Below are 11,132 nucleotides of genomic sequence, written 5' to 3' on the forward strand. Positions count from 1 at the left end.
ACAGGCCGCGCCGGCGGTGGATGTCGTGGTACGCGAGGTCGATCTGGGCCACCCGCGGGTTGGACATGCTCATCTGGTGCTTCTCGCGGTAAGCCGGGGACCGGGCGGCGAGCGGGCGAGGACCCTCAGGCCTGCTCCGGCATCCGGTCCACCAGGTGCCAGAGCAGGGCCGACAGCAGCACCGAGCCGGTTGCGGCGGCGCCCGTCAGGAACAGGTACTCCCGGTCGAGCGCGCTGCCGGAGAGCACGCCGACCCAGCCGTGCCACGACTCGACCGTCCGGGACATCCGGTGGGCCACCGCCCACTCGATCACCCGCGAGCGCTGGAACAGGCCCTTCACGCTGTGCGGCGTGACCGGCATGCAGACGCCGCCGTAGTCCTTGGCGCGGATCCGCTCCAGGCACAGCTCCAGTGCCCGGTCGGAGGCGAAGTAGCCGTCCCCGTCGAGCAGGGCGACGAACTCGGTGGTCACCTCCGCGAGTGCGAGGTTGAGCGACTCCGGTTTGCTCCTGTGGTCCACCTCCAGCACCCCGGCGCCGCACCGCCGGGCGATCGCCGCCGTGTCGTCGGTGCAGGAGTCCGCGAGGACCAGCACGGTTCGCGGCCGGGCCGTCTGGCCGAAGGCGGACTTCACCGCGTCCGCGATGAAGTCCGCCTCGTTGTGTGCCGGGATCAGCACGGTCAGCGATTCGGTCACCGGCGGACGAACCACTTCACGGCCACGCCGATCGCGGCGGCGGCACTGCCGGTGGCCAGGAGCGCCAGCGAGGCGACACCGGTGTGAGCGGGTCCGTACATAGCCTGAACGGCATGGCTATCCGATTGCTGCCGGCCCTGGCGATGGCGGTGACGACCGTCCTGACGTCGGCCGCCGTCCCCACCGCGGCCGTGACCGCGGCTGCGCGGTCGAACGACACCACCGTCCTGCTGGACCGGTTCACCTCACTGGACCTGGGACCGGGCCGACCGTGGGGATGGCAGAGCGCCGCGTACGCCAAGTGCACCGAGAATCCCGACAGTTGGAAACTCGACCGGCTGACCCGCGACGCGCTGAGCACGGCCGACGGGCACCTGACCGTCACTGCCCAGCACCGTGCGGACGGCAAGTGGGAGACCGGTCTGCTGACCACCGGCGACTCCTGCGACTCCGGGGGCAGCGGCTTCCAGCTCCGCACCGGCGACCTGGTGGTGGTGCACGTCCGGATGCCCGCCGCGGGCACCGGCGCCTGGCCCTGCCTGTGGACCTGGCGGGACGGCGGCAACGAGCTCGACCTGTTCGAGTGGTACGCGGACCACCCGGACCGGATCGAGTTCGTCAACCACGTGCGCTCCAGCAGCACGCTCTACTCCGGCCCGGACATCGGCCCCGGGCAGTGGGTGTACGTGGCCGTCAGACTGGGTGCCGACGACGACACCTGGTACGTCGGACCGTCCCGGGACCGGCTGACCCCGGTGTGGTCCGACGGGACGGGCGTCGGGCCGGACTTCTCCGCCTACCTGGTCCTCAGCCTCTCGATCGGTGACGGAACCTTCCACCTCCCGCCCTCCGGCACCGACCCGGTCAGCATGGAGGTCGACCTGCTGAGCGTGGAACGCCCCGGTCCCTGAACCCGCGGTCCGGGCGGGGGCCCGCTCAGCGCAGCTCCACCGGCGGCACCCGCCCCGGTGCCATCGCCTCCTCCCGGACCAGGCTCCCCCAGACCACCAGCCGGTGCAGCGAGGTGTACGCCGGCGTGCAGGTCGTCAGCGTGATGTAGCGCCCCGGCGACCGGTACGGCGAGCCGACGGGGACGGGCGCGATCGCCCCCACGTCGTCCGGGGAGGTCTCCGGCAGCACGCCGTCGACCCGGTACACGTACCACCGCTCCCTGGTCTCGACCACCACGGCGTCACCCGGGCCGACCCGGTCCAGGTCGTGGAACTTCGCGCCGTGGCCGTCCCGGTGCGCCGCGAGGGCGAAGTTGCCCTCGCCCTCCCACGGCGGGACCGAGCGGTACGGCACGGTGTACACGCCGGCCACGCCCTCCGCCAGGGTGTCCTCGTCCGTACCGGGCCTGATCAGCACCTGGAAGTCCCGGCCCATGGCGGGCACGTGCAGGAAGCCGAGGTCGCCCCGGCCCAGCCCGGGAACCGGCGCGGGGGACTCCGCAGCCGGCGGCGCGGCCGGGGCGGCGGTCGACCAGCTGTCGCGCAGCCGACCGGCGGCCCGGTCCGCCGCCCGGTCCGACACCACGTTGCTCCACCAGAGCACGTACACCGCGAACAGCACCACCAGCAGACCGAACGTCAACAACACGTCCCCGACGCCCCGGGCCACCGCCCGCACCACCACGACCCGCCGCCGCGCCATCCCGGATTCCCCTCGCCACCACCGGCCCGGCCGCCACTCCAGCGCCCCGCCCCACCCGGCCGCAAGCGGACACACTCCGGGGCGACGCCCGTCCCCCGAACGCAGTAACGCCGGGAGAACACGAAAGGGCCCGCCCGACGGCCGTCGCCGGGCGGACCCCTTCCCGAACCGGTGCCTACAGCACCTGGAGGTTCTTGCGCAGCTCGAACGGGGTGACCTCGGAGCGGTACTCCTCCCACTCCTGGCGCTTGTTGCGCAGGAAGAAGTCGAAGACGTGCTCGCCCAGGGTCTCGGCGACCAGCTCGCTGCGCTGCATCAGGTCGATGGCCTCGCCGAGGTTCTGCGGCATCGGCTGGATGCCGAGGGCGCGGCGTTCGGAGTCGGACAGCGCCCACACGTCGTCGTCGGCGCCGGGCGGCAGCTCGTAGCCCTCCTCGATGCCCTTGAGGCCGGCCGCCAGGGTGACGGCGTAGGCGAGGTAGGGGTTGCAGCCGGTGTCCAGGGAGCGGACCTCGATCCGGGTGGAGCCCTGCTTGCCCGGCTTGTACATCGGCACCCGGATCAGCGCCGAGCGGTTGTTGTGGCCCCAGCAGATGTACGAGGGGGCCTCGCCGCCGGCGCCGGCGGTGCGCTGGGAGCCGCCCCAGATGCGCTTGTAGGAGTTCACCCACTGGTTGGTCACGGCGGCCGTCTCGGCGGCGTGCCGCAGCAGGCCGGCGATGAAGGACCTGCCGACCTTGGACAGCTGGTACTCGGCGCCGGACTCGTGGAAGGCGTTGCGGTCGCCCTCGAACAGCGAGACGTGGGTGTGCATGCCGCTGCCGGGGTGCTCGGAGAACGGCTTGGGCATGAAGCTCGCGTGCACGCCCTGCTCCAGCGCGACCTCCTTCATGACCAGCCGGAAGGTCATGATGTTGTCGGCGGTGGACAGTGCGTCGGCGTAGCGCAGGTCGATCTCCTGCTGGCCGGGGGCGCCCTCGTGGTGCGAGAACTCGACCGAGATGCCCATCGACTCCAGCATGGTGATCGCCTGGCGGCGGAAGTCGTGGCCCACCCCGCGCGGGGTGTGGTCGAAGTAGCCGGACTGGTCGGCGGGGATCGGCGCGGTGCCGTCGCCGGGCAGGTTCTTCAACAGGAAGAACTCGATCTCGGGGTGGGTGTAGAAGGTGAAGCCCTGGTCGGAGGCCTTCTCCAGGGTGCGCTTGAGCACGAACCGGGGGTCTGCGTACGAGGGCGAGCCGTCCGGCATCAGGATGTCGCAGAACATCCGCGCGGTGCCCGGGGTCTCCGAGCGCCACGGCAGGATCTGGAAGGTGGTCGGATCCGGCTTGGCGATCATGTCGGACTCGTACACCCGGGCGAATCCCTCGATCGCCGAGCCGTCGAACCCGATGCCCTCCTCGAAGGCCTGCTCCAACTCCGCCGGTGCCACCGCGACCGACTTCAGGAACCCGAGCACATCGGTGAACCACAGCCGGACGAACCGGATGTCACGCTCTTCGAGCGTCCGAAGCACGAACTGCTGCTGCTTGCCCATGGGGACAGTCTCACCTCTGCTCTTTACGCTCGTGTTACGCCCGGGAGGCCCCGAGAGACCCCGCGGAGCGATTGCCCCCATCATGGCCGATCATCGCGCCGCACGGCAGGGCCGACCCCCCTGGGCCTCGCCCTCGCGGGACATTGCGTCAGTTAGACGATTACACTTCGGAGCATGCCCAATCTCCGTGTCGCCCTGTGCCAGATCGACCCCTGGGTCGGTGACCTCGCCCGCAACGGCGATGAGGTGGTGCGCTGGACCAAGCAGGCCGTGGAGGCCGGTGCCCAGCTGGTCGCGTTCCCCGAGATGGTCCTGACCGGGTACCCGGTCGAGGACCTCGCGCTGCGCCACTCCTTCGTCGAGGCCTCCCGCGGCGCCCTGGTCGAGCTGGCGGGCCGGCTGGCCGACGACGGCCTGGGCGAGGTGCCCGTGGTGGTCGGCTACCTCGGGCGCTCCGACCACCCCTCGCCGCGGTTCAACCGGCCCGCCGGGTCGCCGCAGAACTGCGCCGCGGTGCTGCACCGGGGCCAGGTGCTCACCCGCTTCGCCAAGCACCACCTGCCCAACTACGGCGTCTTCGACGAGTTCCGCTGGTTCGTCCCCGGCGACCAGCTGCCGGTGCTGCGGCTGCACGGGGTGGACGTCGCGCTGGCGATCTGCGAGGACATCTGGCAGGACGGCGGCCGGGTCACCGCCGCCCGGGAGGCCGGGGCCGGGCTGCTGCTGGTCATCAACGGCTCGCCGTACGAGCGGAACAAGGACGACCAGCGGCTGGAGCTGGTGCGGCGCCGCGCCGCCGAGGCGGGCTGCACCCTGGCGTACGTCAACATGGTCGGCGGCCAGGACGAGCTGGTCTTCGACGGCGACTCGATCGTGGTCGACGCGGACGGCCGGGTCCTCGCCCGCTCACCGCAGTTCGAGGAGCACCTGCTGGTGCTGGACCTCGACCTGCCGGCCGCGAGCAGCGACCACACCGACGGCCTGCTGCTGGGCGACGGGCTGCACCTGGTCCGCACCGAGCTGGGTGACGAGCCGTCGCCGGCCCCCGCCGAACCGCTCACCGCCGACATCGCGCCGCGGCTGTCCGACGAGGCCGAGATCTGGGCCGCGCTGGTCTCCGGCACCCGGGCGTACGTCGTCAAGAACGGCTTCGCGTCCGTGCTGATCGGCCTCTCCGGTGGCATCGACTCGGCCCTGGTGGCCGCGATCGCGGTGGACGCCGTCGGCGCCGACAACGTGCACTGCGTCTCGATGCCCAGCCGCTACTCCTCCCAGCACTCCCGGGACGACGCCGCCGAACTGGCCCGCCGCACCGGGCTGCACTTCCGGACCGTCCCCATCGCCCCGATGTTCGACGCCTACCTGAGCGCCACCGAACTGACCGGCCTGGCCGAGGAGAACCTGCAGTCCCGGCTGCGCGGCACCCTGCTGATGGCGATCTCCAACCAGGAGGGGCACATCGTGCTCGCGCCTGGCAACAAGAGCGAACTGGCGGTCGGCTACTCGACCCTGTACGGCGACTCGGTGGGCGCGTACGGCCCGATCAAGGACGTCTACAAGTCGCTGGTCTTCCGTCTCGCCCGCTGGCGCAACGAGGAGGCCGAGCGGCGCGGCGAGGTGCCGCCGATCCCGGAGAACACCATCACCAAGCCGCCGTCCGCCGAACTGCGGCCGGACCAGGTGGACACCGACTCGCTGCCGGACTACGACCTGCTGGACACCGTGCTGGACCACTACATCGAGGGCGACCAGGGCCGGGACGCGATCGTCGCGGCCGGCTTCGACCCGGCCGTGGTGGACCGGGTGGTCCGACTGGTCGACACCGCCGAGTACAAGCGGCGTCAGTACCCGCCGGGCCCGAAGATCTCGGTCAAGAACTTCGGCCGGGACCGCCGCCTGCCGATCACCAACCGCTGGCGCCGGGGCTAGCCGAAGCGATAGGTGGCGGCCACCGCGAGGTGGTCGCTACCGTCCCGGGGCAGGGTGCGGGAGTCCACCGGCTGCAGCCCGCCCTTGCTCATGATCTGGTCGATCCGCGCCATCGGGAACGCCGAGGGCCAGCTGAAGCCGAAGCCGTCGCCGGCGGCGCCCTGGGCCGAGCGCATCTGCGAGGTGACCGGCGCCAGGCTGCGGTCGTTCATGGTGCCGTTGAGGTCGCCGAGCAGCAGGACCTTCTTCACCGGCTCGGCCTGGATCGCGTCGCCGAGCGCCTGCGCGCTGACGTCCCGCTGGTGGGCGGTGAAGCCGCTCTCGGCCTTGAGCCGCACGGACGGCAGGTGCGCGACGTACACCGCGACCGGGCCCTGCGGGGTGCTGACCCGGGCCCGGAAGGCCCTGGTCCAGCCGATCTTCAGGTCCACCGGGGAGACGTCGTCGATCGGGTACTTCGACCACAGCCCGACCGTCCCCTCCACCGTGTGGTGCGGGTACGCCCCGGCGAGTCCGGTCTCGTATGACCGCAGCTGGTTGCCGGCCAGCTCCTGCAGGGCGACGATCTGGGCGTCCGAGGCCACCAGGCCGCGGACGGTGCCCGGCACGTCGGTGTTCCCGGCCTCCACGTTGTGGCTGACCACCGTCCAGTCGCCCTTGCCGCCGCTCTTGTCGGACACCAGCCCGCCGAACAGGTTGACCCACAGCACCGCGGGCAGCAGCAGGGCGAGCAGCGCGGTGGCGGAGCGGCGCAGCAGCGCGGGCACCAGCAGCATCGGGACGGCCAGGCCCACCCAGGGCAGGAAGGTCTCCAGCAGGCTGCCGAGGTTGCCGACGCTGTTCGGCACCTCGGCGTGCAGGGCCAGCAGCACGGCGGCGAGCAGGGCCAGCAGGGCGATCACCAGCCCGCGCCGCCAGGTGCTGCTGCCGCGGGCGTCCCGGCCCCAGTGGCGCAGTCCGAGGAAACCGCCGGTCCGGTCGGTGGGCGCGCCCGCATCCCCACGGGCCGTGGGCCGCTCGGTGCTGTCCGCCTGCGCCATGCCGTGGCTCCCGTCGCTCGTGCCGTCGCCGGTCCGGTGTCCGGTCCGTGGGGGTACGGGCGCGGCGCCGGACTGGTGCCGGTTTGATCGGATACCCGGCTCAGCCTATGCCGGGACAGACGCGCGGTCCCGGGAGCGGGTTCCGGCGCGGCCCGGTTTGGTGAGCCAGGCCACGTCGGGCACGGAGGAGCGGTGGTCTACCGGGGTGCGAGGCCGTCGAGCAGGGCGTCCACCATCTTGCGGGCGAGCTGCGGGTCCTCCAGGTCGGAGTCGTCCCACAGGATGCTGCGGTAGAGGATCGGGCCCATCAGGAGGTCGCCGAGCAGGTCGAGGTCGACGTCGTCGCGGATCACGCCCTCGGCGACGGCCTGGCGGATCAGGCAGAGCCCGGCCTCCCGGCGCGGCTTGATCACCCGTTCCCGGTAGGCGGCGGCCAGCTCGGGCAGGGTCTGCATCTGGCCGAGGGCGGCCTTGAGCACCCAGCGGGTGCGCTTGGCGAGGCCGCGTCGGCGGACGTGGTCGATCATCGCGATCAGGTCGTCCCGGGCGGCGCCGGACGGCTCCGGCATCGGGACCTCCAGCCGGCTGACCACGTCGACCAGCAGGGCCTCCTTGTTGGGCCAGCGCCGGTAGATGGTGGCCTTGCCGACGCCGGCGGCGGTGGCGATGCCCTCGATGGTGACCTCGGAGAGGGCGGTGCCGCCGGCCATCAGCTCCTCGACGGCGGCGAAGATGGCCTGCTCGGCGGCCTCGCTGCGGGGCCGGCCGCGGCGCACCGCCGCGCAGGGCTGCCCGGGGTCGGCGCTCGGCATGTCCGTCCTCATTCCCGCTGTCTCTCCCTTGCCGTCGCTGTTGTGGCGTCGCTGCGGCGTCCGCTGTGGTGTCGCTGTGCCGTCCTCGGCGCGCGGGCGCCGTGGCGGGTCCGTCGATCCGGTCCGCGGACGGGGTCCCGCCCCGCCCGGCCGACCGCGGCCCTGCCGGCCAAACCACCGGCCGGCAGGGCCATTGTCGCTCAGCCGACCCCTGGGTCAGCCGCCATGGCGTCCTGGGTCCGGGCCTGGCCCTGGCCCTGCTGCTCGGGGACCTGCTCGCCCTTGCCGCCCTGCCCGCCGCGCCCGCCCGGACCGGCCGGGGCCGCCGCGCGGCGCGGCAGCAGGAACCAGGCGACCAGCGCCCCGACCAGCGAGATGCCGACCGAGAGCGAGGCCACCACGTGCATGGCGTGGATGAAGGCGTCGTGCGCCGGGGCGATCAGCGCCTTGCCCTGGCCGTTCGGGACCCGGTCGGCGATGGCCAGGGTGGCCTCCAGCGACTCCCCCGCCTTGTCGCGCAGCCCCTCGGGCAGGTGGGTGAGGGTGTCGGACATCCCGTCGCGGTAGACCGTGGAGAGCACCGCGCCGAGGACGGCGACCCCGAGCGAGCCGCCGACCTGGCGGAAGGTGTTGTTGACGGCCGAGCCGGCGCCGGCCTTCTCGCGGGGCAGCGAGCCCATGATCGCGACGGTGACCGGCGGCATGACGTGCGCCATGCCGGAACCCATCACCAGGCCGAGCACGATCAGCACCCAGATCGGCGTGGTCGCGGTCAGCACGGTGTAGCCGACGAAGCCGAGCGCGACCAGCACCATGCCGCCGGCGGCGGTGGCGGCGACGCCGAGGCGCTCGACCACCAGCCGGGCCCGCGGGGCGAACAGCAGCTGGGCGACGGCCAGCGGCAGCATCAGCAGACCGGCCTGCAGCGCGCTGTAGCCGCGCACGCTCTGGATGTAGAAGACCCCGAAGAAGGAGACGCCCATCAGCGCGAAGAAGATCACGCCGACCACGACCACGGAGGCGCTGAACACCTTGTTGCGGAACCAGGTGACGTCCAGCGCGGGGAACGGGATGCGGCGCTCGTACAGGACGAAGGCGGCCAGCGCGACCACGCCGAGCAGGGTCGGCCCCCAGGCCGCGAACGCGGTGAAGTCGGCCAGCTCGCCGCCCTTGATGATGCCGTAGATCAGCGCCACCAGGCCGACGATCGACAGCAGCACGCCGACCGGGTCGAGCGCGCCCGGGTTGGGGTCCTTGGACTCGGGCACCAGGATCACCATCGCGATCAGCGCGATGATCACGATCGGGACGTTGACCAGGAAGACCGAGCCCCACCAGAAGTGCTCGATCAGCAGACCGCCGGTGATCGGGCCGATCGCGATGGCCAGGCCGACCGCGCCGGCCCAGACACCGATCGCCTTGGGCTGCTCCTCGCGCTCGAAGACGTTCATGATGATCGCCAGCGTGGCGGGCATCGCGAGCGCGGCGCCGACGCCCATCAGGCCCCGGTAGCCGACGAGTTCACCGGGCGAGCCGGCCATCGAGGAGAGCAGCGAGGCGACGCCGAAGACCACCATGCCGACCAGCAGCGCGCGCTTGCGGCCGAACCGGTCGCCGAGCAGGCCCGAGGTGAAGAGCAGCCCGGCGAACACCAGGGTGTAGGAGTTGATCGCCCATTCCAGGTCGCTCTGGGTGGCGCCCAGTCCGACCGGGGCGGGGGTCGCGATGGTCTTCATCGCGACGTTGAGGATCGAGTTGTCGAGCACGACGACGAGCAGGGCGAGCACCAGGGTGCAGAGGATCGCCCAGCGTCGGCGATGGATGGCTTCGGGCACGCGGGGTGGTGCGGCGGCGGTGGTCATTGGTGTTTCCCGTCCGTGTTGGCGTGGCACTGGCGGGCATTTGCGAGTCGCAGACGTCTCGTAACCCCCCGGACCAGAGTAGCGCGCAATACGATACGAGACGCACCCGTTTCGCAAAAACCCGGCAAAGGCCGAGGCCGCCGAGGGCCGGTGTGGCGTGGATCGCACTCCGACGACGGCACCCCTCTTTGCGCTCACGCCGGGGCGTGCAAGCATGGAGGGGATCCGGGGACGCCGTACGGCGCCACGAGACGACAACCCTTCAGGAGCCCGTTCGATGAACGCTTCTTCGCCTTCGCCTGCCCAGAACCAGGCGGCGACCGCCACCCTCTACGGCGGGGTCACCAACCGCCGCGTCACCGTCCGCGACCTCGCCGCCGCCAAGCAGCGCGGCGAGAAGTGGGCCATGCTCACCGCCTACGACGCCCTCACCGCGGGCGTGTTCGACGAGGCCGGGATCCCCGTCCTGCTGGTCGGCGACTCGGCCGGCAACTGCCACCTCGGCTACGAGACCACCGTGCCGGTGACCATGGATCAGATGGTGATGCTCTCCGCCGCCGTCGTCCGCGGCACCCAGCGCGCCATGATCGTCGCCGACCTGCCGTTCGGCTCCTACCAGGAGTCGCCCGCGCAGGCCATGCACAACGCGGCCCGACTGATGAAGGAGGCCGGGGTCGGCGCGGTCAAGCTCGAGGGCGGCGAGCGCAGCGCCCGCTCGATCGAGCTGCTGGTCGAGGCCGGCATCCCGGTGATGGCGCACATCGGCCTCACCCCGCAGTCGGTGCACGCCTTCGGCGGCTACCCGGTCCAGGGCCGCGGCGACGAGGCGGCCCACCAGCTGCTGCGCGACGCCAAGGCCGTCCAGCAGGCCGGCGCCTTCTCGGTGGTCCTCGAGGCCGTCCCGGCCGAGCTGGCCGCCCAGGTCACCGAGCAGCTGGCGATCCCCACCGTCGGCATCGGCGGCGGCCCCGAGACCGACGCCCAGGTACTGGTCTGGACCGACATGGCCGGCATGACGGCGGGCCGGGTGCCCAAGTTCGTCAAGAAGTACGCCAACCTGCGGGCCGTCCTCGGCGACGCCGCCCGCGAGTTCGCCGAGGACGTCCGCACCGGCACCTTCCCGGCGGAGGAGCACAGCTTCCACTGACGGGCCCGCCCACCCGTCGCCACTGAGCGGATCGGGGCGGGGCCTGCGCTTCCCGCGCAGGCCCCGCCCCGATCCGGTTCGTTCACGGACTGGGAACGCCAGTCGGCTGCCGCCGTGTTCGGCCAGGTTCGAGACTTCGTCACCGTGAGCGGCGGCACGACCACCAAGCTCACTCGGGAGCAGAAGGGACGCTTCGTCGCCCTGTGCTGGATCGCCCAGATCCACAAGCACATTCCGGACCCGAAGCCGAGCTACGTTGCCGACTGGGATGACCCGCCGGACTGGCAGAAGGAGACGGACTCCGACATCTTTGAACACATCGAGCAAACGGTCTGAATTTCCGCTCTGCTTTAGTTGCGGCGCCCCCTTGGCCCGCCAAGGGGGCGCCGCTATCGACTGGGGGGGGGGCGTTTTTGGGCGGGGCGCCCGGGGGTTTGGGGGCAGCGGCGATAGG

The 11,132-nt window shown here is 71.9% G+C and carries 9 protein-coding genes and 2 pseudogenes; 4 read left to right on the plus strand and 7 right to left on the minus strand.

The window, feature by feature from the left end:
* Both ACWCYO_RS38800 and ACWCYO_RS38805 read right to left on the minus strand, forming a co-directional pair.
* A pseudogene (locus tag ACWCYO_RS38800) lies at window positions 1–91 on the minus strand (proteasome accessory factor PafA2 family protein); the annotation flags it as partial.
* Window positions 92–125: 34 nt separating this feature from the next.
* Window positions 126–698, minus strand: a complete 573-nt coding sequence (locus tag ACWCYO_RS38805) for a glycosyltransferase family 2 protein (protein WP_270147271.1) — start codon at window positions 696–698, stop codon at window positions 126–128.
* 113 nt (window positions 699–811) lie between these two features.
* On the opposite strand from ACWCYO_RS38805, the gene ACWCYO_RS38810 reads away from it, so the two are divergent.
* Window positions 812–1,609: a beta-glucanase gene (locus ACWCYO_RS38810; protein WP_449786836.1), complete on the plus strand. Its 798-nt coding sequence runs from the start codon at window positions 812–814 to the stop codon at window positions 1,607–1,609.
* 25 nt (window positions 1,610–1,634) lie between these two features.
* Here ACWCYO_RS38810 and ACWCYO_RS38815 read toward each other — a convergent pair whose 3' ends face one another.
* Window positions 1,635–2,351: a class E sortase gene (locus ACWCYO_RS38815; RefSeq protein WP_449786837.1), complete on the minus strand. Its 717-nt coding sequence runs from the start codon at window positions 2,349–2,351 to the stop codon at window positions 1,635–1,637.
* Between the two features lie 175 nt (window positions 2,352–2,526).
* Window positions 2,527–3,888: a type I glutamate--ammonia ligase gene (gene glnA, locus ACWCYO_RS38820; protein ID WP_270147265.1), complete on the minus strand. Its 1,362-nt coding sequence runs from the start codon at window positions 3,886–3,888 to the stop codon at window positions 2,527–2,529.
* Between the two features lie 174 nt (window positions 3,889–4,062).
* Between glnA and ACWCYO_RS38825 the strand changes: the two genes are divergently transcribed.
* Entirely contained in the window at window positions 4,063–5,817 is a 1,755-nt protein-coding gene (locus ACWCYO_RS38825) for an NAD+ synthase (RefSeq protein ID WP_270147263.1), read from the plus strand.
* On the opposite strand, the gene ACWCYO_RS38830 is transcribed toward ACWCYO_RS38825, so the two are convergent.
* The 3 genes from ACWCYO_RS38830 to ACWCYO_RS38840 all read right to left on the minus strand — a co-directional run bounded on the left by ACWCYO_RS38830 (window position 5,814) and on the right by ACWCYO_RS38840 (window position 9,531).
* Window positions 5,814–6,857, minus strand: coding sequence for an endonuclease/exonuclease/phosphatase family protein (locus tag ACWCYO_RS38830; RefSeq protein ID WP_449786838.1), 1,044 nt, complete (start codon window positions 6,855–6,857; stop codon window positions 5,814–5,816). The two genes, ACWCYO_RS38825 and ACWCYO_RS38830, sit on opposite strands and share 4 nt — an antisense overlap.
* Before the next feature lie 197 nt (window positions 6,858–7,054).
* Entirely contained in the window at window positions 7,055–7,669 is a 615-nt protein-coding gene (locus ACWCYO_RS38835) for a TetR/AcrR family transcriptional regulator (RefSeq protein ID WP_270147261.1), read from the minus strand.
* Between the two features lie 200 nt (window positions 7,670–7,869).
* The gene (locus ACWCYO_RS38840) at window positions 7,870–9,531 is read right to left on the minus strand and encodes a DHA2 family efflux MFS transporter permease subunit (RefSeq protein WP_449786839.1); all 1,662 of its coding nucleotides are present in this window, start codon (window positions 9,529–9,531) and stop codon (window positions 7,870–7,872) included.
* A 277-nt stretch (window positions 9,532–9,808) separates the two neighbouring features.
* On the opposite strand from ACWCYO_RS38840, the gene panB reads away from it, so the two are divergent.
* Window positions 9,809–10,678 (plus strand): 3-methyl-2-oxobutanoate hydroxymethyltransferase, encoded by an 870-nt coding sequence (panB, locus tag ACWCYO_RS38845; protein WP_270147258.1) that lies wholly within the window; start codon window positions 9,809–9,811, stop codon window positions 10,676–10,678.
* Between the two features lie 90 nt (window positions 10,679–10,768).
* Window positions 10,769–11,014 (plus strand): annotated as a pseudogene (locus ACWCYO_RS38850) (hypothetical protein); the annotation flags it as partial.
* Window positions 11,015–11,132: the final 118 nt, after the last annotated feature.

The sequence above is a fragment of the Kitasatospora sp. NPDC001683 genome (assembly GCF_053596495.1).

Coding starts and splice junctions, on each gene's coding strand:
- glnA (WP_270147265.1), bottom strand. CDS start 3,888: ATGGGCAAGCAGCAGCAGTTCGTGCTTCGGACGCTCGAAGAGCGTGAC.
- ACWCYO_RS38830 (WP_449786838.1), bottom strand. CDS start 6,857: ATGGCGCAGGCGGACAGCACCGAGCGGCCCACGGCCCGTGGGGATGCG.
- ACWCYO_RS38825 (WP_270147263.1), top strand. CDS start 4,063: ATGCCCAATCTCCGTGTCGCCCTGTGCCAGATCGACCCCTGGGTCGGT.
- panB (WP_270147258.1), top strand. CDS start 9,809: ATGAACGCTTCTTCGCCTTCGCCTGCCCAGAACCAGGCGGCGACCGCC.
- ACWCYO_RS38835 (WP_270147261.1), bottom strand. CDS start 7,669: ATGCCGAGCGCCGACCCCGGGCAGCCCTGCGCGGCGGTGCGCCGCGGC.
- ACWCYO_RS38840 (WP_449786839.1), bottom strand. CDS start 9,531: ATGACCACCGCCGCCGCACCACCCCGCGTGCCCGAAGCCATCCATCGC.
- ACWCYO_RS38810 (WP_449786836.1), top strand. CDS start 812: ATGGCTATCCGATTGCTGCCGGCCCTGGCGATGGCGGTGACGACCGTC.
- ACWCYO_RS38815 (WP_449786837.1), bottom strand. CDS start 2,351: ATGGCGCGGCGGCGGGTCGTGGTGGTGCGGGCGGTGGCCCGGGGCGTC.